The 20,501-nt window shown below is 61.6% G+C and carries 19 protein-coding genes; 13 read left to right on the top strand and 6 right to left on the bottom strand.

Annotated elements, in window-relative coordinates:
• Positions 1–37 precede the first annotated feature (37 nt).
• The gene (locus AS189_RS06920) at positions 38–511 is read right to left on the bottom strand and encodes a tRNA (cytidine(34)-2'-O)-methyltransferase (RefSeq protein ID WP_062286888.1); all 474 of its coding nucleotides are present in this window, start codon (positions 509–511) and stop codon (positions 38–40) included.
• Positions 512–676: 165 nt separating this feature from the next.
• The gene (locus tag AS189_RS06925) at positions 677–1,663 is read right to left on the bottom strand and encodes a J domain-containing protein (protein WP_237759991.1); all 987 of its coding nucleotides are present in this window, start codon (positions 1,661–1,663) and stop codon (positions 677–679) included.
• 143 nt (positions 1,664–1,806) lie between these two features.
• Between AS189_RS06925 and AS189_RS06930 the strand changes: the two genes are divergently transcribed.
• Entirely contained in the window at positions 1,807–2,748 is a 942-nt protein-coding gene (locus AS189_RS06930; protein WP_062286890.1) for a diacylglycerol/lipid kinase family protein, read from the top strand.
• 113 nt (positions 2,749–2,861) lie between these two features.
• A complete protein-coding gene (locus AS189_RS06935) occupies positions 2,862–3,575 on the top strand; it encodes a hypothetical protein (RefSeq protein ID WP_129587176.1) in 714 nt (237 codons plus the stop codon).
• A gap of 25 nt (positions 3,576–3,600) precedes the next feature.
• Here AS189_RS06935 and AS189_RS06940 read toward each other — a convergent pair whose 3' ends face one another.
• The 4 genes from AS189_RS06940 to folE all read right to left on the bottom strand — a co-directional run bounded on the left by AS189_RS06940 (position 3,601) and on the right by folE (position 7,478).
• Complete coding sequence (locus AS189_RS06940) at positions 3,601–4,377, bottom strand: pyrimidine reductase family protein (protein WP_062286892.1); 777 nt, start codon at positions 4,375–4,377, stop codon at positions 3,601–3,603.
• A 72-nt stretch (positions 4,378–4,449) separates the two neighbouring features.
• A complete protein-coding gene (gene folP / locus AS189_RS06945; protein ID WP_062286893.1) occupies positions 4,450–5,436 on the bottom strand; it encodes a dihydropteroate synthase in 987 nt (328 codons plus the stop codon).
• Positions 5,437–5,444: 8 nt separating this feature from the next.
• On the bottom strand, positions 5,445–6,722 hold the full coding sequence (locus AS189_RS06950) for an NAD(P)/FAD-dependent oxidoreductase (RefSeq protein WP_337589216.1): 1,278 nt from the start codon (positions 6,720–6,722) through the stop codon (positions 5,445–5,447).
• Between the two features lie 105 nt (positions 6,723–6,827).
• The gene (folE, locus tag AS189_RS06955) at positions 6,828–7,478 is read right to left on the bottom strand and encodes a GTP cyclohydrolase I (protein ID WP_082634138.1); all 651 of its coding nucleotides are present in this window, start codon (positions 7,476–7,478) and stop codon (positions 6,828–6,830) included.
• A 128-nt stretch (positions 7,479–7,606) separates the two neighbouring features.
• Here folE and AS189_RS06960 point away from each other — a divergent pair, with 128 nt between their 5' ends.
• From AS189_RS06960 to AS189_RS07010, 11 genes are all read left to right on the top strand, one after another.
• Entirely contained in the window at positions 7,607–8,434 is an 828-nt protein-coding gene (locus AS189_RS06960) for a helix-turn-helix transcriptional regulator (protein WP_129587177.1), read from the top strand.
• A 269-nt stretch (positions 8,435–8,703) separates the two neighbouring features.
• A complete protein-coding gene (locus AS189_RS06965; protein ID WP_062286894.1) occupies positions 8,704–9,480 on the top strand; it encodes a hypothetical protein in 777 nt (258 codons plus the stop codon).
• A 52-nt stretch (positions 9,481–9,532) separates the two neighbouring features.
• Positions 9,533–10,762: a cysteine desulfurase family protein gene (locus AS189_RS06970; protein ID WP_062286895.1), complete on the top strand. Its 1,230-nt coding sequence runs from the start codon at positions 9,533–9,535 to the stop codon at positions 10,760–10,762.
• Positions 10,763–10,831: 69 nt separating this feature from the next.
• Positions 10,832–11,971 carry a tRNA 2-thiouridine(34) synthase MnmA gene (mnmA, locus tag AS189_RS06975; protein ID WP_082634139.1) on the top strand — a complete coding sequence of 380 codons (1,140 nt, stop codon included), beginning with the start codon at positions 10,832–10,834 and terminating at the stop codon, positions 11,969–11,971.
• Between the two features lie 229 nt (positions 11,972–12,200).
• Complete coding sequence (locus AS189_RS06980) at positions 12,201–12,824, top strand: TIGR03086 family metal-binding protein (protein ID WP_062286897.1); 624 nt, start codon at positions 12,201–12,203, stop codon at positions 12,822–12,824.
• Between the two features lie 204 nt (positions 12,825–13,028).
• Positions 13,029–14,663 carry an ABC transporter substrate-binding protein gene (locus AS189_RS06985; RefSeq protein WP_062286899.1) on the top strand — a complete coding sequence of 545 codons (1,635 nt, stop codon included), beginning with the start codon at positions 13,029–13,031 and terminating at the stop codon, positions 14,661–14,663.
• A gap of 147 nt (positions 14,664–14,810) precedes the next feature.
• Positions 14,811–15,902, top strand: a complete 1,092-nt coding sequence (locus AS189_RS06990; RefSeq protein WP_062286900.1) for an ABC transporter permease — start codon at positions 14,811–14,813, stop codon at positions 15,900–15,902.
• Positions 15,903–15,904: 2 nt separating this feature from the next.
• Positions 15,905–16,855 (top strand): ABC transporter permease, encoded by a 951-nt coding sequence (locus AS189_RS06995; protein ID WP_062286902.1) that lies wholly within the window; start codon positions 15,905–15,907, stop codon positions 16,853–16,855.
• Entirely contained in the window at positions 16,852–18,576 is a 1,725-nt protein-coding gene (locus tag AS189_RS07000) for a dipeptide ABC transporter ATP-binding protein (RefSeq protein ID WP_062286904.1), read from the top strand. The genes AS189_RS06995 and AS189_RS07000 overlap by 4 nt, the downstream gene beginning before the upstream one ends.
• Positions 18,577–18,741: 165 nt before the next feature.
• Positions 18,742–19,221 (top strand): chorismate mutase, encoded by a 480-nt coding sequence (locus AS189_RS07005; RefSeq protein WP_082634140.1) that lies wholly within the window; start codon positions 18,742–18,744, stop codon positions 19,219–19,221.
• On the top strand, positions 19,218–20,348 hold the full coding sequence (locus AS189_RS07010) for a hypothetical protein (protein ID WP_237759992.1): 1,131 nt from the start codon (positions 19,218–19,220) through the stop codon (positions 20,346–20,348). The genes AS189_RS07005 and AS189_RS07010 overlap by 4 nt, the downstream gene beginning before the upstream one ends.
• The last annotated feature ends 153 nt before the right edge of the window (positions 20,349–20,501 follow it).

Here is a 20,501-nt window from a genome sequence, read left to right on the forward strand (position 1 = left end):
ACAGGTGGCCGCCAGGGTGCCCGGCGGCGGGTGCGGACTAGGCCTGGATTTGCGCCCCGGCAAAGCCGTTTTGGCGCCAGGCCTCGAAGACAGCGATAGAGGCAGCGTTGGCCAGATTCAGGGACCGCAGCGCTGGCAGCATGGGCAGGCGGACCCGGGCAGTGATGTGCGGATCGGCCTTGACCTCCACCGGCAAGCCATCGGATTCGCGGCCAAAGAGCAGCACGTCGCCCGGTTGGTAGGCGATGTCCGTGTAGCTGGCCTCGCCGTCTGATGTGAAGGCGAAGACCCGCTCCGGAGCCAACGAGGTCCACGCGGCATCGAGCGATTTGTGGACCGTGACGACGGCAAGATCGTGATAGTCGAGCCCTGCTCGGCGAAGTTTGGCATCTGAAAAGTCGAAGCCCAAGGGTTCCACTAGATGCAGTTCGGCGCCGGTAATGGCGGCCAATCGGATGGCATTGCCCGTGTTGCCGGGGATCTCGGGCGTCAGGAATAGGATGCGAAACACGTCTTTTATCCTACCGCCGGGGGCGGGCTGCCGAGACCCACCGCGGACCCTGACGTGGAAATGGCCGCGGCGGCGTCTGCGGCAGGGTTCTGGACTCGAGTCCGGCAGGGTCCCAGAAGCTAACATGACATCGACCGCGGAGGGGAAGTGCGCGGAGGGAAAGCGTTAGTACATGCCGCCGAGCAGCCGGTCCAGAACACTCAGGTCCACCACGTTGGGGGAGGGCCCAGAAGCCAAGAACTGTTTGACCTCGCGCACAAACCGGGCTGCATTGGCCACATTGACCGTGTTGGATCCGTCGGGCTCGGTGCCGCGGGCGTAGTCAATCACTGGTTCAAATAAATTGCCGGTGTTGCTGTGGACACAGACCCACGCGGTGACATTGCATTCCGGGAACAGCTCCTGGAATTGGCGGGTGGCAGTGATGAGTTGCGGCGGCGCGGCCACTCGACTGCCGTGGACCAGCGTGCTGCCGTCCCAGCGGAACGCGCCGTCAGGAACCAGCATGGAACCGACAATGGCGATCCGGTATCCGGATACTAAAACATGGTCCAGGTAGCCGTTGCTGCGCGGCGATGTCAGTCCATTGACGAGTCTGGCGGCAGGGATTCCAGGCAGTACCTGTTGCATGATGAGCTGAGCTGTACGTGCTTCACGGGCCAACCGTGAGGCAGCGCCGAAGACGCCACGCTTCCGTGGCGCGCCATGGACGGGCTGGGCTGCTGTGGGCCGTGGCAGCAAGGGAGTTTCTCCTGGTGCCAGATCCTCATAGGCGGGGACATAGATGGCCGGATCTCCGGCAGTGTTGCGCTGTTCCTGCGTGCGGCGCGTGCTAAATCCACTGAAACCACCGGACCCCGAGGCCGACGAGCCGGCGGATGAGCTGGAAGTGGCGTCAGGCCCCGAAGACGAGCCAGACCCAGCGCCAGAGGGCTTGCGCCCGGCACCGTAGGACCTGTCGTAGGACTGCCGTTTGGCAGGGTCCGCCAAGATCTCGTACGCCTCCGTGATTTGCCGAAACAGCGCAGGATCCCCGCCCCTGTCCGGGTGCGTAATGCGGGCGGCCTTCCGGTAGGCGATTTTGACCTCGCGTTCGGTGGCGGTGCGAGACAGTCCGAGGACTTGGTAATGCGTCAGAAACTTCTCGCCCACTGGGGACCTTTCACTCGCTGAGCCGTGCCGAGAATTCATTCTAACCGTCAACGCTGGACGCAAATCTGTACGTGAAATCTGTACGTAAAATCGGTGCATAAATTCGGGGCCGGAGCCTGCCCACTGACATACTTGCTCTTGCCATGAACATCATCCAAGAACCCGCAGGGACCACACTTTTGAACATTGCCGTGGCCGTGAATCCGCGCGCGGCCTTTGGCGGCAACCGCAAGAAGACCCCTGGCGGCACGGGGGACATGGTGGTGGCGCAGCTCCGAGACGCCGGTCATCACGTGACGGTCTTGCGCCGCCGGGACTATGCGGCGCTGAAGGAAGCTGTCGAGTCCGAGATTGCAGCAGGCGCCGATGCCCTCGTGGTGGTCGGTGGCGATGGCATGGTCCATTTAGCCGCCAATGCGCTGGTGCACACCGGCATCCCGCTGGGCATTATTCCGGCCGGAACCGGCAATGACGCCGCCCGGGGTCTGGGGCTGGACCCCCACGATGCGAGCGCAGCCGTGGCGCATTTCATCCAGCGGTGCCAGCAACCGCCGCGCACCGTGGACCTGGGCCGCATTGATCGAGCGGGGCAGAAATCGGTGTGGTTTATGGGCGCATTCTCGGCCGGTTTCGACGCTCTGGTCAATGAGCGGGCCAACGGCTGGCGCTGGCCGCGCGGGCCCATGCGCTACAACCTGGCCATCCTGCGGGAGCTGACCCTGCTCAAACCGCTGAAGTATGCCTTGCGGGTGGATGGTGTGGAGCGCCAGCAGCCGGCCGTGCTGATTGCGGTTTCCAATGGAATTTGCTTTGGCGGCGGCATGAAGATCACCCCGGATGCCAAGTACGACGACGGATGGCTGGATTTATTTGTTGTCTCACCCCTGCCGCGGCGAACCTTTTTGCGCATTTTTCCGCTGGTGTTCTCTGGACGGCACACCGGCCATCCCGCCGTTTCAATTGAGAAGGTGCGCGAGGTGGCCTTCGAGGCGCCGACCTTGGTGGCCTACGCCGACGGGGAGCGGATGGGTGCGCTGCCGGCAACCGTGACGGTGGACCCGGGCGCCTTGCAAGTCTGGGTGTGAGTAATCCTGGCAGGCAGCCACTTCGTTGGGGCGGCGCAAGGCAGTGCCTGCTACAAGGCACTGCCCCGCAAAGCGGTGCTCGCTACAAGGCGGTGGTCGGTACAGTGGATGCTGTGAACTTTAGAGTTGGAATGTGGAAAACCGCCGCCATGGCCGCCGTGCTGGGCGCCGCACTGAGCGGCTGCACCATTTCCATACCCGATGCCCCTCCTGCTGCCACGGACACCGCAACGGCAGCCCCAGCCACCTACGCGCCGCCAAAAATTGTTGCCGGACACGATGCTGCTGCTGTGGCCGCCGCCCCCATGACTTTTGCCGCTGGCAACACGCTCCAGCCTGGCGTGGAGGTGGGGTTTAGCGATGCGCTGGGTCAGCCCACGGAGGGTTCCTCAAGCACGCCGGGACCACCCGAGTGGAAAATTCTCAAGAACAATGTGGCTGGAGCTACCCAGTACAGTAATGCTGCCGGATGCCAACTTGCACGGTGGACCACCAGCAACCAGGCTCCGCTCATTTCCCAAGGCGATGACAAGAGCTCCACGAGTAACTTAATGAAGTACTTGATTCCGTCCGTGACGGAGTCCGCGCTGATTGAAGCCAAGCTGCCGTGGGTAGGCGAAGCTGGTAAGAAGGGCCCGGCCATTTCCTTCCTGGCATTCAATATCAAAGCGGGCAAGGGCGTCATGGCAAGTACCGTGTGGGCGCGGATGCTGGGCACCGCCGATACCGGCCTCGTCGTGACCTTGGCGTGTCCCACGGATGCCCTGCTGGCGTCCACAACGCCCAAGATGTTGACGAAATTGTCGGTGGCACCGCCGTCGAACTAGGCCTGTTGGGCTTGGCCCTGAAATTTTATTCAACGGGGCGGACGTAGCGCAGGAACAGCATAGAGTCTGCTTTCAGGATCCGGGTCAGCTCCATGGAGCGGGCAACATCTGAGGTAGCCTCCGGGGCTTCTGGCCCACCCTTGGCAATCCGCCCGGCCGCCCCGCCCACCAACAATGGCGACACCGTCAGGTTCAGTTCATCGACCCTGTTGGCTGCGGCGAAACTACCTAGCAGGGTGGGCCCGCCTTCGGAACAAATATTTTTGTATCCCCGGGCAGCAAGTTCCGAAATGACTCGCTCCACGTCCAAAGAGTCTTCCCCGACATTGACCACGTCAGCCACTTCGGCGAGTGCTTCCCTGCGTTCTTGCGGTGCAGAGGCCAGCGTGAGGATGAGCGGGCGCACGGGAGCCTGTGTGAACACCTCGAGCTCGGCTTCCAAATTCAACGAACCTGACACGATGGCCAATGGCGGGTGTTCCGAGAGCCAGTTCGCCGAACGCCATGCCTGAGCGCTCTTGCTGAGCAGCTCACCGCCATAGCCTTCGGAACGGATGGTTTGTGCGCCCACCAGGATGACGTCGGCGGTTTGCCGCAACAAAGTGAAGACGCGCTGATCCCAGGCATTGCCGAGCTGCCCGGACTGGCCGTCCACGGATGCCGCCCCGTCGATGCTGGCGATGAAGTTGAAGCTGACCCAAGGCTTGGTGCTGCGCCGGTTCTCCGGGGGTGCAGCCAGAATTTCGTGGTCCAGGGCAGCGCCGGAAAGCAACGCAGCGTCGGGGAAAATTCGCTCCATCATGAACTGTTCCTCTCATTTCGGACAGTAGCTACCGAGTCATTTCCTGAGCAAACGCTTGAGCAAAATCGGGAGCTATTTCCGCGGTATCGATGTGGCCCGCGGCGCTGGGTGTGCCGGTTCATTGATGTCGCCCATATTGTGCAATAGATAGGCCGGCTCCCGCCACCCCATGACAGTCTCGGTCATGCGGATGGCTGACCTTGAGGCGGCCACATTGTGCATGCGCAGTACCCGTGCCCCGCCCAGAATGCAGATCACGCCGGTGGCTATGGAGCCCTCCAGCCGGTCTTCCTTTTTCTGATTCAGCGATTCCCCAATGAAGTCCTTGTTGGACACAGCAGCCAGGGTAGGGAAACCCAAGGCGGCAATCTCGTTGAAACGGCGCGTGATGGCCAGCGTGTGGAGCGTGTTCTTGTTCAGATCGTGCCCCGGATCAATGATGATCTTCTCCGCCGGGACACCCAACGATAACGCCAGCTCAATTTTCTCGGACAAGAAGGCAGCCACCTCGGTGACAACGTCCTCATACTGCGGCCGCGGGTAGACGGTGCGCGGGGAAGCCAAGGAGTGGGTGATGACCAAGTGTGCTCCGGACTCCGCCACTACCGAGGCGATCTCGGGATTAGCCAGGCCCGTGGTGTCGTTGATGACATGGGCGCCGGCGGCAATGCTGCGGGCGGCCACCTCGGGGAGGAACGTGTCCACGGAAATGATCACCGTGCTGGCTGCGGCCACAGCGGCAACCACCGGGACCACTCGCTCGGCTTCTTCGTTGGCGCTGAGTGCCGGCCCCGGAGCAAAGGGGACACCGCCGATGTCAACCCAATCGGCGCCGTCGTCCACAGCAGTGAGCGAGGCGGCGACGGCCGCATCCAGCGCGAAGGTGGCTCCGCCGTCGTAAAAGGAATCAGGGGTGCGGTTGACGATGGCCATCAAAGCCACTTGCCGGCTGAAGTCCAGGGTGCGGGGGCCAAATTGATGGACCGGATGCAGCAACGGCGGAGTGTAAAACGGGGTGGCGGTGCCCAGGGGTGCAGCTGAAACGGAGGAGGTGCTCATAGTCTCCATCAAATCCTCTCGAGCGGGGTTTGGGGGTCAGCCAGTGCGGCCGTGTCGATAATTCGTTGGGAGGAAATGAGGTCCTTGATGGCATCCTGGACGTCCCAAATGTTCACGTTCATGCCCGCTACAACGCGGCCGTCCAACACCCAGAAGGCAATGAATTCCCGGGAGGCGAGCTCGCCGCGAATCACCAATTCGGCGTCTTTGGTCAGTGCGCCGAATCCGGAATACTCCATGCCGAGGTCAAATTGGTCGGTGTAGAAGTAGGGGATGTCATCGAGGGCGGCGTCCTTGCCCAGCATGGATTTCGCCGCCACCTTGCCACTGGCGATGGCGTTGGCCCAGTGCTCGGAGCGGGCGTGAGTGCCGGTCACCGGGTGTAGGGCGTTGGCCACATCACCGGCGGCAAACACGTCCGCCGCGGAGGTGCGCAGCGCCGAGTCCACCTCAATACCGTTGTTGATGGTGAGTCCGGCGTCTTGCGCGAGGGCTATATTAGGCACGACGCCCACGGCCACAATCACCACGTCGGCCGGCAGTGTGACGCCTGTGGTGGTCAGCACGGAGCGTACCTGGCCGTCGGTGCCCTGAATCTCGGCGGCGCTGGCCGGCAGCTCAAAACGCACTCCGGCTTCCTTGTGGCGGTCGGTGAATACCGTGCCAAGCTGCGTGCCGATAGCTACGGACAGCGGCACCTCCTCGAGCCCCATCAGGGCCACGTTATTGCCCAGTTCGCTGGCCGTGGCGGCAATTTCCATGCCAATCCAGCCCGATCCGATCAGCACCACATTCTTGCCGCCGCCGGTGAGCAGCTCCGTCAAGGCAACACTGTCTGCCTTGGTCCGGAACGTATAAACGCCCTTAAGGTCGACGCCGGGAAAAGGGATCCGGCGCGGATCGGCACCTGTTGCTAATAGCACCTTGGTATACGGGAGCGTGGTTCCGTTGGCCAAGGTCACGGTGTGGGACTGCGGGTTCAGGGCCGTTGCTTGCGTCCCGGTCATGAGAGTGACGTTGTTTTCGGCATACCAGTCGGCGGGCACGGGGAGCAGCGCATCCTCGCCCTCCTTGCCAGCCAGAAACCCCTTGGACAACGGCGGGCGCTGGTAAGGAACTTCCGCCTCTTGCGCCACGATGGTGATGGCGCCATCCCAGCCTTCTGCGCGCAGTGTTTGTGCGGCGGTGGCAGCCGTGAGGCCGCCCCCAACGATGACCATGCCGGACGCTTGTGTGACGTCTGCAGGTGCTGCTGCTGGAACGGAGGGGCTGGGGGTCTGGCTCATGATCGAAACTCTTTTCCGGTGGAAAATCCTAATGTTTCTGCTTTGTTGGTGGGTATTGGCGGTGTTGGCGGAAACCAGGTGTCAGTTTCCTGGGTACGTCACATGTCAGTGCGGGAACTGGCTCCTTAAGGGTCCGTCGTCGTTCAAGAGGCCGGTGAAGACCGAGGTGCGGGTCAGAGTTCCTGCCGTCTGGACGCCACGCAGCGACATGCACATGTGTTCGGCCTCCAAGACTACGCCGACGCCGCGTGGGGCCAGGGTGCTCTTGAGCCAGTCGGCGATTTGCTGGGTGAGGCGTTCTTGGACTTGCAGATCGCGGGAGAAGAGCTCCACACCGCGGGCCAGTTTGGACAGACCGAACAGGCGCTCGCCCGGCAGATATCCCACATGGGCCACACCGCGGAAAGGCAGTAAGTGGTGCTGGCACAGAGAATGAAACGGGATGTCCTTGACGAGCACCAGGCCCTGGTAGCCGTCGTCGTTGGGGAACGTGGTCCACTTGGTTTCGCGCGGGGTCAGCATTTCGGCATAGGCGGCGGCTACTCGGCGGGGCGTGTCCATTAGATGCGGATCGGTCTCGTCGCGGCCCAGCGCTCGCAGAAATTCGGCAATGGCGGCCTGAGCTCGGGGGAGGTCAATCTCCGGTGCAGCAATTTCTGGCAGGGCCGAGTCCCGCAGTGCTGATTCTCGCAGGGACAGAGGGTCGGGCTCTTCGATATCGAGGAGCTCGGGGAGGGAAGCACTGGTGATGGACATATCCAACCCTTTCTAAATCTTGTATTATTGACTTTAGAAGCGCAGGCTCAAAGCGTCAAGCCAACCGACACATTCCGCAAACTGCCCGTTATGGGCGGCACAAGCAAGAGAGCAACAGGCCCGAGGCCATGAATCAACCGGTGGAGCACTCCACAGCCATCCAGTCCCACGCTGCACCCTCCGGCGCAGAGTCCGTTGGTGCAACCATGGGCGCAACCTCTGACGCAAGCACGGCACCAGGTGCGGTTACGGCAGTGGCGCGGGCCGCCGTCGAGCCTCCCTTGGCTGTCGAGCCTCCTCTGGATGAGGGGCAGCGACTCAGCGCCTTGGCCTCTCTGGGCGATCCCGTGCGCAAGCGGCTTTTTGAGCTGGTCCGTGATTCCGGCAACGCGCTGAGCCGCGACGATTGTGCCGCGGAGCTCGGGTTACCCAAGAGCACCATCCGCGCCCACCTGGACCGGCTGGTGGACGAACACCTGCTGCTGGTCGAATTCCGCAAGATCGGCGCACGGACCGGCCCGGGCTCCGGCCGCCCCACGAAGCTGTACGCCACTGCCCGCCGCGAGGTGAGCGCCTCTGTCCCGCCGCGCCACTACGATCTCGCCGCGAGTCTGCTCGCCGCCGGTGTGCAGCACTCGATCGACACGGGAGCGGGCATAGAGGAATCGCTGGCCCAAGTGGCGCGCGAAGAAGGCCTGCGCATGGGCCAGGTCGCCGGAGATATGCACACGCTGCTGGCAGAGACCGGGTATAGCCCCGAGCCTGACGGTGACGGCGGAACCATCATGGCCAACTGCCCTTTCCACCGCCTGTCACAGGATCATCAAGGCGTGGTGTGCGCGCTCAATGGCTCGCTGCTTGGCGGCGCGCTCGAGGGCTGTGGGGATGACCGCCACGTGCTGGCGCCGGATCAGGAGATCTCGCACTGCTGCGCACGGCTGGTGCCGAAGCCGTAATTCCGGTCGCCGCGTCGGCCCTGTGCCCCGCATCGACGCCGAAAGCCCCGCGTCGGCCCTGTGCCCCGCATCGACGCGCGGGCTCCGATTCCACGCGCCTGGCGAAAATGCCGCCGTTTATGGCAAATGCCACCGCTCTAACAGCGGCATTTGCCATAAACGGCGGCGCACGCTGCAAACTCTGGCATTTTGCCCGATGGAGAAGCGCGCAGGAGAAGCACCCAGCCTCGGCCCGTCTGTGAGGCGCGGCCATGCAATAGGCTTCGTCAATGGACGCAACCAGCGGTGCCGAAGGTCAGTGGATTGCCGACGCTCTGGAGCAATACCTCACCAAGGAGCGCTGGGAGCAGTGGATTGGCACGGTTGCCGCCACGATTCCCGACAGCTATGAGGCGTACGCGCGCATCTTTCATCGGATGAACCAGGGTGACGAGTCGGAACGGCGGTGGGCCGATATCGCCCAGGCAAAGCGAACACAGGTCCATCCGGAAGCTCAGTTCCACCTGCTGGCGAAAGCCGAGCTCTACCAAGACGCAATAATCGATGGTGCCGACGGAGTTGAGTATTGGCGTCCTGATCTGGGGGCACTGGATGCAGGCCAGTTGACGGCGCTCGCAGCCGTGCTTGGTGCCCACTCCGGCAGCTCCAGTATTGGCGAAGATCAAGATATCTTCCAGGCCGTGTGGGATGGCTGGGGCGGCTTCGATCCCGGCAGCGGCAGTATTCCAGCAGTCTCCGGCGAACCGCTCACGGTGGCTGGCGGACTGCGCAAATATTGGGTCTTTCGCGGCAGTATCGCCGAACTCGCTCGCCCGCCCTGGTTCGACGACGGCCTGGGCCTAAACACCCAAAGCCCCAATCTGGTCTGGCCCGCGGATCGCAGCTGGTGCCTGGCCACCGAGATCGACTTCGACTCCACGCTGGTGGGCGGAACAGCAGAACTGATTGCCGCCGTCGTGCATTCATCGGATTTGGAGGCACTTGAAGTGACCCCGGCCACCAACCTCAGCTCAGAAGGTGACAAGCTCAACGGCCCGGTGCGCTGATCCGACCCATCGCGCGCGTCGCCAGCCCGGTCCGTGCCGTAGAATTGGGTGCGTGCCCGTGTATCTAGATCACGCGGCGACCACGCCTATTTCGGCCCCGGCCCTCGCCGCACTCACTTCCGTTATCTCCCGTAGCGGCAATCCGTCCTCCCTGCACGGATCGGGCCGTCGCGCCCGAGCCACGGTGGAAGCGTCCCGCGAAACCATCGCCAAGGCTGTTGGCGCCCACCCCACCGAGGTCATTTTCACCTCCGGCGGCACCGAGGCGGACAACCTCGCCGTGAAGGGCCTGTTCTGGTCCCGCAACGCCGCAGAGCCTGCCCGCACACGGATCCTGGTCTCCAGCGTTGAGCACGCCGCCATCCAGGACACCGTCGAATGGCTCGAAAAGCATGAGGGTGCACAGGCTGTTTGGCTGCCCGTGGATGGGGACGGTGTCGTCAGTCTTTCGGCTCTGAAAAAGGAACTGGACGACGGTGGAGCCGACTCCGTCGCGTTGCTCACTTGCATGTGGGCCAACAATGAGGTGGGCACCATTGAGCCCATCACCGAGATCGTGGCGCTTGCCGACAAATACGGCATCCCCGTGCATTCCGACGCCGTTCAGGCTTTTGGCTCGGTGCCCATCAACTTTAAAGAATCCGGACTTGCTGCCATGTCCATCAGCGGCCACAAGATTGGCGGCCCCGTGGGTGTGGGTGCGCTGTTGTTGGGCCGTGCCGTGAAGCTTATGCCTGTCCAGCATGGTGGGGGACAGGAACGCAGTGTCCGCTCCGGCACCTTGGACACGGCAGGCATCGCAGCCTTCGCGGCAGCCGCTGCGGATGTCACGGCGAACTTGACCGTCGAGAACGCGCGCATTTCCGGACTGCGCGATCAGATCATGGCCGCTGTCCGCGACGCCGTTCCTGACGCGGTGCTGCGCGGTGTTGACCCGGCCGAAGACCCTGACGGCCGGCTGCCCGGCAATGTGCACTTTACGTTCCCCGGCTGCGAGGGCGATTCCTTACTGTTCCTGCTGGACATGGCCGGAATTGAGTCCTCCACAGGCTCGGCCTGCACGGCTGGAGTGCCCCGTCCCTCGCACGTTTTGTTGGCCATGGGACTGGATGAGGACACGGCACGTGGCGCACAACGCTTTAGTTTGGGGCATACATCGGGCCAAGCGGACGTTGATGCCTTTGTGGCCGCGTTGCCCGATGCTCATGCACGCGCAAAACAAGCGGGCATGGCTGGGCATAAATCAAGTATTGAAACGGCAAGCACCCGGGCTGCGGGCTAGCCTGCCGAAACCGCAGCACCTGCACTACAAGAGTTCCTGCACCACAAGTAATGAATTGAAAGGTACGTAATGCGAGTATTGGCCGCCATGAGTGGTGGAGTTGACTCCGCCGTCGCCGCAGCACGGGCAGTAGATGCCGGGCACGACGTCGTCGGCGTTCACCTGGCGCTCTCCCGCATGCCCGGAACCCTGCGCACCGGCAGCCGCGGCTGCTGCACCGTGGAGGATTCCAACGATGCCTGGCGGGCCTGCGATCTGCTCGGCATTCCGTACTACGTCTGGGATTTCTCGGAGCGCTTCAAGGAAGATGTGGTCCAGGACTTCATCGACGAGTACGCCGCCGGCCGCACGCCCAACCCCTGCATGCGCTGCAACGAGCGGATCAAGTTCGCCGCGTTGTTGGAGAAGGCCATTGCCCTGGGCTTCGACGCCGTCTGCACAGGCCACTACGCCAAGGTCATCACCGACGCCGACGGCAACCCTGAGCTGCACCGTGCCGCGGATTGGGCCAAGGACCAGAGCTATGTCCTCGGCGTGCTGACCCATGAGCAGCTCAAGCACTCCATGTTCCCCCTCGCCGATACCCCGTCCAAGGCGGAGGTTCGTGCCGAGGCCGAGGCTCGCGGTCTGTCCGTGGCCAAGAAGCCTGACAGTCACGACATTTGCTTCATCCCCGACGGTGACACTGCCGGCTGGTTGGCCGAGAAGATCGAGATGACCGACGGCGAGATCGTTGACGAAACCGGCGCGAAGGTTGGCGGCCATACAGGCTCCAATCAGTTCACGGTTGGCCAGCGCCGCGGCCTGAAGCTGGGCACCCCGGCCGCCGACGGCAAGCCCCGCTTCGTGTTGGAGATCCGACCCAAGGAAAACAAGGTCATTGTGGGCCCGCACGCGCTGCTGGCCATCGATTCGATCGAGGGCATCAAGGTTTCCTGGGCCGGGCTGCCCATCGCCGAGGTCGCCACCGGCGTTGAGTTCGATTGCTACGCCCAGGTCCGTGCCCACGGCGATCCAGTTCCGGCCCGCGCTTTTGTCACCGAAGAGACGGACGACGCCGGCACTCGCCAGCAGCTCCACGTCACCTTGGTGGAGCCGCTGCGAGGCGTAGCCCCCGGACAGACCATTGTGTTGTACCAGGGCTCGCGCGTGCTGGGTCAGGCCACCATAGACACGGCACGGTCCCTGGCCCGCCCTGACCTCCCCTAAATCAAACGCCGCATCACTTTCCGGCCGTTTTTTCCAAACGCTGCATCACCTTCCGGGTTCGTACTTACCGTCCCCGCCCGAAGGTGATGCGGCGTTTGTGTTTTATGGCCTAAAAGTGATGCGGCGTTGGAGGCGGTTGAGGGACTTAGGCCTAATTTACCGGCGTGGCCCTTGCGGTGCTGGCGTAAGCTTCCTTTTAAGGTGATTTGGCCCACGGAAGGTTTACACAATGCCCCCGCATACAATTCCCAACCCGCTGCAACACTTGGAAAGCGCTCTGAATCAGTGCGCTGAAGTCATTAGCGCCATCTCGGCCAATCAGGCGGAATGGCCCACGCCGTGCACCGAATGGAATGTGCAGGAGCTCTTACACCACCTGGTGGTGCAAGATCTGCATAAATTCACCGTTATGGCCCGAGGCAACAATGTTGATCCGATGGCCGCCGATGCCACAGTGGGCGCGGACTGGTCGACCCGTTTCAGCGATGGTGCCGCGCTACTTATGCGAGCCTGGGCATCGGCTGATCTCAGCACCCAAGTGGCCCTGCCGGGCGGTGGCGAAGCGCCGCTGCGGAGCCGGATCGGACTGCAGATCACTGAGTTCACTGTCCATGCTTGGGACTTGGTCAAGGCAACCGGGGTCCATGTGATCTTGGATCCTGTGCTGGCCGAACAGTCTTTGGCCTGGTCCCAGCGAATGCTCAAGATGGAGCATCGTGGAGCGGATCGGGGCATCGGTTTGGAGGTTCGTGTCCCCATAGCCTCGGACCCCTACACCCAGCTTGCCGGCTGGTTTGGTCGCACCCCCTATTTCCGGGCCGGGCCACGCGTGGAATCCCTCAGTCAGCCGTAATGCCGCCTCAGCTCGGAGCTCATGCGCAGCGGCGCGGTCCCGTCCTTGGCATTTCTACTCTTTGGTAACCTTCTGGTTGCAACTTCCCAATCCATGCAGGATGGCGCGTGCAAGTCTGGTATTCATTAAGTATCAAATACGTGGGAGCCGTCACACAAGGGTGTGTGGCGGCTCTCCATGTAAGGCACAAGAGAAAGTTTGCTGATGGCAAAGAATAAGTTCGGCCTTAGCTCGGTGATTGCCGTTGCAGGCGTCTCCGTCCTCGCCATGACGGCCTGTACAGGCCCCGCAGGTGGAGAAAACAACAGCGGCGCCGCAGGTGGACCGGTTGTTGTCGGTACCACCGACAAGACCACGTTCCTGGATCCGGCAGGGTCCTACGACAACGGCTCGTTCATGGTCATGAACCAGATTTACCCGTTTGTGCTGAACTCGGAAGCTGGCAGCGCAGACCCCAAGCCGGATATTGCAGAATCGGCGGAATTCACCTCACCCACCGAATACACCGTAAAGCTCAAGGCTGGCCTCAAGTGGGCTAACGGCACCGACTTGGATTCCAAGGACGTGAAGTTCTCCTTCGACCGGCAGGTCAAGATTAATGACGTCAACGGACCGGCATCCCTGCTAGGTAATCTAGACAGTGTTGAAGCCCCTGACGCCACCACCGTGGTGTTCAAGCTCAAGGTCGGCAACGACCAGACCTTCCCGCAGGTACTGACCAGCCCGGCGGCGCCCATTGTGGATGACAGCGTCTTCAGTGCCGACGCCATCACCCCCGATGAGACCATCATTGCTGGCAAGTCATACGCCGGACAGTTCACCATTGATTCCTTCAAGAAGAACCAGCTGATCTCCTTCAAGAAGAACCCGGATTACAAGGGCCTGCTGGGTCCTGCTAAGTCCGAATCGGTGACGATCAAATACTTCGCCGATTCCAACAACTTGAAGCTGGAAGTTCAGAAGGGCAGCATCGACGTTGCGTGGCGCTCCCTCACGGCCACCGACATTGAGAGCCTCAAGAGCGATAAAAACGTCAAGGTTGATGTAGGACCCGGTGGCGAGATTCGCTACATCGTGTTCAACTTCGACATCATGCCGTTCGGCGCCAAGACACCCGATGCTGATGCTAAGAAGGCACTGGCCGTGCGCCAGGCTATGGCTGACTCCATTGACCGGGCAAAGATTGCAGACCAGGTATACAAGGGCACTTACCTGCCTCTGTACTCGCCGGTCCCCGCCGGATTCACCGGAGCCATCGAACCACTGAAGTCCGAATACGGCGACGGCAAGGGTGGCCCGGATGTTGTCAAGGCAGCCAAGGCACTCGCTGATGCTGGCGTTCAAACACCTGTGAAGTTGGACTTGCAGTACAACCCGGACCACTACGGTTCCTCCTCAGGTGATGAGTATGCGGCTATCAAGTCGCAGCTGGAAGCAACCAAGCTGTTCACGGTCAACCTCCAGTCGACCGAGTGGGTTTCCTACTCCAAGCAGCGCAGCGAAAAGGGTGGAATTTACCCGATGTACCAGCTTGGCTGGTTCCCGGACTACTCCGATGCTGACAACTACCTGACCCCGTTCTTCAGTGAGAAAAACTTCCTAGGCAACCACTACAGCAACCCGGAAGTTCAGAAGATGATCACCGAACAGGTGACCACCAACGATCCGGCCAAGCGCACCAAGCTGATCGAAGACATTCAGACGGCTGAGTCCAAGGACCTGTCTACTCTGCCGCTGTTGCAGGGTGCCCAGGTTGCGGTTTCCGGTGCCAACGTCAACGGCACCAAGGACACGTTGGATGCTTCCTTCAAGTTCCGTTTGGGCGTTCTGTCCAAGTAAGGCAACTTCGGTAGCCACTGGATATTCTCCACAGTAAATGGGCGGGGCCATCTGAAAAGGATGCCCCGCCCTTTTGCACGGACCCAACCTTTTACACGTTCACGATAAGTGCATCCACGAGCACAGCATCAAAAGAAACAGGCGCACATGACCGCATTGATTGACCTGCCGGCGGAAGAACCCGCACTGCAGGCCCCCAAGAGTAAGAGGAAAACAGGCGGTAGCTTGGGCAAGTACCTTGCTATCCGCTTTGTTCTGATCTTTCCCACCATTTTCATCCTCGTCACCATGGTGTTCTTCCTGATGCGCCTCACTGGTGACCCCATCACGGCAGCCCTCGGTGGTCGGCTGCCGGCGGACCAACTAGCGGTACGCATTCACGAGGCCGGCTATGACCGGCCCCTCTTCATCCAGTACTTCGAGTACTTGGGCCAGATCGCCACTGGAAACTTTGGCCGCACCATCTCGGATAACCTGTTGATCTCTGACATGTTGGCCACGTATGGCTCGGCAACACTGGAATTGGCCGTCAACTCACTCGTCGTGGCCCTGCTGATCGGTATCCCGTTGGGCATGCTGGCTGCTTACAAGCGCGACAAATGGCAGGACGCCATCGCCCGCGTGGCGGCTATCGCTTTCTACGCCACACCGGTGTTCTTCGCAGGCCTGATCCTGAAGCTCATCTTCTCCATCTGGCTCGGCTGGTTCCCCGTAGCGGGCCGAGGCACCACCAGCACGGAAATCTTCATGGCCCAGCTGGAATCGCCGTCCGGCATTTACTGGCTCGATGCCCTGCGCAGTGGCAACATGAGCGTATTCTGGGACGTCGCCCAGCATGCCGTCCTGCCAGCCGTTGCCCTCGGTCTGCTGACCGCAGGCATCTTCTTGCGCTTGGTGCGCACCAACATGATCGGCACGCTGAGCCGGGACTACGTTGAGGCTGGACGTTCTCGTGGCGTCAGCGAATTCCGTCTCATCACCAAGCACGCGTACAAGCCTGCGCTGATCCCCATTATCACCGTGATGGGTCTGCAGATTGCGCTCCTCCTTGGCGGGGCAGTCCTGACCGAGACCACTTTCGAGTGGAAGGGACTCGGCTTCCAGCTGGCCCAATACCTCACAGCGCGTGACTTCGTGGCTGTGCAAGGGATCGTAGTTCTCCTGGCAGTCATCGTGGCGGTCACCAACTTCATCGTGGATGTCATTGCCGCGTTGATCGACCCGAGGGTGAGGTACTAGCCATGGAGACTAAAAAGTCGCTTTTCAGCCGCCTGCCCGTCATTGCACAGCTCAAAAAGAGTATGGGGCTCCAACGTGGCATGCTCGTCGCGGGCATCGTCCTCACGCTGATCTTTTTACTGACCGCAGCGTTGGCGCCCGTAATTTCGCCCTACGGCCCCACCCAGCGATTCGACGAAACCCAGGCAGCGCCGTCGTCCGTTCACCTTTGGGGTACGACGGCGGGAGGTTACGATGTCCTCTCCCGCACCATTTGGGGGGCCCAGACAGCGGTCTTCGTAATTGTGATTGCGGTGGCTCTATCCATTTTCATTGGTGTCATCTTGGGCTTGCTCTCCGGTTACCTCGGGGGTTGGCTTGACCGGATTCTGGTGGTGGTGGCAGACGCTATTTACGCGTTCCCCACACTGCTGCTGGCCATGGTCATGTCCATTGCGCTCACGCAGGGAAGTTCGGATATGTGGGCGGGTATTTTTGCGGCGGCTATCTCCATCACCGTCGTGTTCATCCCGCAGTACTTCCGCGTGATCCGTGCCGAAACGATTCGGCTCAAGGCCGAACCGTTTGTGGAATCCGCCATTGTGGTGGGCGCCTCCACCGTTCGCATCATGGCCCGGCACATTTTCAAGAACGCCACCCGGACCTTGCCGTTGATCTTCACACTCAATGCCTCCGAGGCGATCTTGACTTTGGCTGGGCTTGGCTTCTTGGGCTTCGGTATTGAGCCGTCATCCGCAGCGGAATGGGGCTACGATCTCAACCACGCGCAGTCGGATGCTACCGCCGGTATTTGGTGGACGGGTGTGTTCCCAGGTGCTGCCATTGTGCTGACGGTGCTGGGCCTGACTCTCCTCGGTGAGTCCATGAACGATCTCAATGACCCGCGCCTGCGTGGACGCAAAAAGACAAAGAAGAACGCCGCGAAGAAGCAAGAGGAGTTGGTGGAAGCATGAGCCGCTCCACAGAAAACGCAGCTAACGCCAGCGTGCCCAAGGGTGAAAAATCGCCTCGATCAGTCCTTGAAATTGCGGATCTGAAGGTAACCTTTGCCACGGATCAGGGCGATGTTCTGGCTGTAAAAGACGTCTCGTTCACGGTGGCTCCGGGTGAAATTGTTGCCATTGTGGGTGAATCAGGTTCCGGCAAGACCGTCACGGCAAAGACCATCTTGGGGCTACTGCCGGAGACTGCCGACAGTAGTGGGGCCGTGATTATTTCCGGTAACGACGTTTTGAGCGTCAGCGCCCAAGAAATGCGTCAGATCCGGGGTCGCGATGTAGCCATGGTGTTCCAAGAGCCATCCACGGCACTTAACCCCGTGTACACAGTGGGCTGGCAGATTGCCGAGGGCCTGCGTGCCCATCGTCCTGAGGGGAAGCGTGTGGGCAAGAAGGAAGCCCGCAAACTTGCCATCGAGGCGTTAGCCAAGGTGGGCATTCCGGAGCCGGAGAAGCGGGTTGATTATTACCCGCACCAATTCTCTGGAGGGCAGAAGCAGCGTGTGGTTATCGCAGCAGCGTTGGCCCTGAACCCCGGCTTGATTGTGGCTGATGAGCCCACTACGGCACTTGATGTGACGGTGCAGGCGGAGATTCTGGAACTGCTCCGAGATCTGCGCGATCGCTACGGAACCTCCATTGTTCTGATTACCCACAACATGGGTGTGGTGGCAGATCTTGCCGACCGGGTGGTGGTCATGTACCAGGGCGATGTGGTGGAGGAAGCCAGCTCGGCGGTGCTCTTTGACGCGCCACAACAGGACTACACGAAGGCGCTGCTCGCTGCTGTCCCACATTTGGGCCGCAACTCCGCATCCGCTGGATTCACGGAACGAGCCTTCCAAGACAAGGAAGTACTGGTCCGGGCCACGGATCTGGAAATTGAATACCCGGGCCGCTTGGGTAGCCCCGCATTCAAGGCCGTAGACAAGGTCTCCTTCACCATTAGCGCCGGCGAGGTCTTCGGTTTGGTGGGGGAGTCCGGCTCGGGCAAGACCACCATTGGCCGCGCCATTGCAGGGTTGAATCGCACCACGGGTGGTTCGTTGAACGTGCTCGGCTACGAGATGCTCAATTACAAGGAGCGCACGTTCCGGCCCCTGCGCAAGGACATCGGCTTTGTCTTCCAAGACCCGGCGGCTTCCTTCAACCCGTACCTGAGCATTGGTGAGTGTGTGGCTGAGCCCTTGCTCATCCACACCGACCTCTCCGGGCCGGCCGTCACCAAGCGTGTTGGCGAGTTGCTGGAATCGGTCCAGCTGCCGGCCGCGTATGCCAAGCGCTTCCCGCATGAGCTTTCCGGTGGACAGCGGCAGCGTGCATCACTGGCTCGTGGTCTGGCACTGTCGCCCAAGCTGCTGATCGCGGACGAGCCCACCTCGGCACTGGATGTTTCAGTCCAGGCAAAGGTGTTGGAACTGTTCCGTGAAATCCAGAACGAATTGGGCTTCGCGGCGCTCTTCATCAGCCACGACCTTGCCGTGGTGGACATTCTGGCGCAATGGGTCGGGGTGCTCTACAAAGGCAAAATGGTGGAGCAGGGGATTGGCAACCAGGTCATGGGCAACCCGCAGGCCGATTACACCAAGCGCCTCATTGCCTCATTGCCCGTGCCCAACCCGGCGGAGCAGGCTAAACGCCGTGCCGCCCATCAGGCGTTGTTGACGGCAAAGTAAAGTAGCTCCGCTCGGCGGGACTTGAGGGAGACCTTGAGCTGGCACTTGAGCCGGCCCTCAGCCGGACCTCAGTCGGACCTCAGTCGGACCTGAAAGCGAGCCTGTGGGCGGTGCTCGGCGTGGACAGTGTTTTTGTCCCCGCCGGGCACCGCCTAAACTGTTTTCATGACCGAATCGAGCCACGCTGCGCACCTGTCCGTTGAAGACTTTGACCCGGCCGCCAGTTCCCTCACTGGAGCCGTAGCCCCGGCCGTCATGGCGGAATTGCTGTCCATCCGCTCCAGTATTGACAACTTCGATGCCACCTTGGTGTACCTGCTGGCCGAACGATTCAAGGCCACCCAGCGCGTGGGCATTCTCAAGGCCACACACCAGCTGCCCGCCGGCGATCCGGGCCGCGAGAAGGCCCAAATCCAGCGTCTGCGTGCCCTCGCCGAGTCCGCCCACTTGGACCCCGCCTTTGCCGAGAAGTTCCTCAACTTCATCATTAGCGAGGTCATCCATCATCACCAAGCCATTTCGCAGAGCCATTCCGCAGCAGCCGCCACCGGTGGTGTTCCGGTGGTCAGCTTGGATGGGCTGGGCTTTGTGGCAGATCCGCAAGCTGCGCCCGTGATGGACGACGGCGGCACGCAGCCCAAGTGACCCCCGCACCTGAGAACACCTCCAGTATTGCCCAAGGGCAAGGTGGTGCTTTTTCCGAGAGTGTCACGGCCACTGCCTTGGGCCCATGGCCGGGCACAGACCCCGTGGAAGCCACCAAGGTTTCAGTAGGGATTTTCCCTAGTCCGCACCTGCCCTTCATGCCGCAACTGCCCGCTCGCGGGGTGGGCTCGGACCCGATTGGCCGCACCGCCTCCTTACTGACCGAGTTGCCTGTGGACGTGCAGCCCTACGGCTGGCGCTTTGTGGACAGGATTGGTCTGGACTTCCGGCGAGCGGAATCGGCGCTGTCCACGGATATCAATGTGCTGGCGGATGTTGTTGGCGACGGGGAACTCTCTCCGGAAGCACTGAAGATCCAAATGGTGGGCCCCTTCTCGCTGGCCGCGGCCATCCACCTGCACTATGGCGAGCGATCGTTGCGGGACTACGGAGCTCGACGCGATATTGCCCAGTCCTTGGCAGCAGGCCTGGCCATCCACGCTCAGAAGGTGCAAGCTGGCGTTCCCGGTGCCGCGTTGACGCTGCAAATTGATGAGCCGCACATTGCTGCGGTATTGGCTGGGACCATTCCCACGGCGTCGGGCTATAGGTCTTTGCGAGCCATCCCGCGCTCGGAGCTGCGACAGGTGTGGAGCGATCTGGTGGCCGATGCCCGCGTGGCTGGTTTCAGCCAGGTGGCCATCAACCTGGCGCCAGCCGAAAAAGCCTTGGGGGAGGCAGGTGACGACGCACCCGCCGCCGAAGCGGCGCAGTGGCGCCACGCTCTGGAAATTGCTGTGGAGTGTGGCATCGATGCCGTGGCACTGCCTCTGAACAAGCTCGACGGCGGCCATTGGGAAATCCTGGCGGGCGCGGTGGAAGCCGGCTTGGGCGTGTGGGCAGGGACGGTGCCGGCCGCTGCAGACCGGGCACAGCTGCCGTATGCTGCCCTGGTGGAACGGATCATGCGGCCCTGGCGGAAACTGGGTCTGGCCGAATCTGGACTCAACCAACTACGCATCACCGAAGAATCCAACATGACTGCACTGACGCCGCAGCAGGCGCGGGCAGTGCTGGGAAAGACGCTTGATGTTGCGCAAGCGCTGGGCGACATCCGCAACGCCTAGCTCGGCACAGCACCGGCATTGCACCATCACCGCACCAGCAATGACAGGTTTCCGGGAGCGCCGCACTGGTGGTCCGGACGCTTTCGCGAGGCCGCACCCCGCTGATGCCCCGCAGCTGCCAGTTGCTGAATATGATGGCCTTTCAGGTACTAA

It is taken from the genome of Arthrobacter alpinus (genome assembly GCF_001445575.1).
GTDB classification, from domain to species: domain Bacteria; phylum Actinomycetota; class Actinomycetes; order Actinomycetales; family Micrococcaceae; genus Specibacter; species Specibacter alpinus_C.

Excerpts from the sequence above, each read along its gene's own strand:
- AS189_RS06980 (WP_062286897.1), top strand. The coding sequence starts at position 12,201 with ATGCCCCCGCATACAATTCCCAACCCGCTGCAACACTTGGAAAGCGCT.
- folP (WP_062286893.1), bottom strand. The coding sequence starts at position 5,436 with ATGAGCACCTCCTCCGTTTCAGCTGCACCCCTGGGCACCGCCACCCCG.
- mnmA (WP_082634139.1), top strand. The coding sequence starts at position 10,832 with ATGCGAGTATTGGCCGCCATGAGTGGTGGAGTTGACTCCGCCGTCGCC.
- AS189_RS06965 (WP_062286894.1), top strand. The coding sequence starts at position 8,704 with ATGGACGCAACCAGCGGTGCCGAAGGTCAGTGGATTGCCGACGCTCTG.
- AS189_RS06940 (WP_062286892.1), bottom strand. The coding sequence starts at position 4,377 with ATGATGGAGCGAATTTTCCCCGACGCTGCGTTGCTTTCCGGCGCTGCC.
- AS189_RS06960 (WP_129587177.1), top strand. The coding sequence starts at position 7,607 with ATGAATCAACCGGTGGAGCACTCCACAGCCATCCAGTCCCACGCTGCA.
- AS189_RS06995 (WP_062286902.1), top strand. The coding sequence starts at position 15,905 with ATGGAGACTAAAAAGTCGCTTTTCAGCCGCCTGCCCGTCATTGCACAG.
- AS189_RS06985 (WP_062286899.1), top strand. The coding sequence starts at position 13,029 with ATGGCAAAGAATAAGTTCGGCCTTAGCTCGGTGATTGCCGTTGCAGGC.
- folE (WP_082634138.1), bottom strand. The coding sequence starts at position 7,478 with ATGTCCATCACCAGTGCTTCCCTCCCCGAGCTCCTCGATATCGAAGAG.
- AS189_RS07005 (WP_082634140.1), top strand. The coding sequence starts at position 18,742 with ATGACCGAATCGAGCCACGCTGCGCACCTGTCCGTTGAAGACTTTGAC.
- AS189_RS07000 (WP_062286904.1), top strand. The coding sequence starts at position 16,852 with ATGAGCCGCTCCACAGAAAACGCAGCTAACGCCAGCGTGCCCAAGGGT.
- AS189_RS06990 (WP_062286900.1), top strand. The coding sequence starts at position 14,811 with ATGACCGCATTGATTGACCTGCCGGCGGAAGAACCCGCACTGCAGGCC.
- AS189_RS06930 (WP_062286890.1), top strand. The coding sequence starts at position 1,807 with ATGAACATCATCCAAGAACCCGCAGGGACCACACTTTTGAACATTGCC.
- AS189_RS06950 (WP_337589216.1), bottom strand. The coding sequence starts at position 6,722 with ATGAGCCAGACCCCCAGCCCCTCCGTTCCAGCAGCAGCACCTGCAGAC.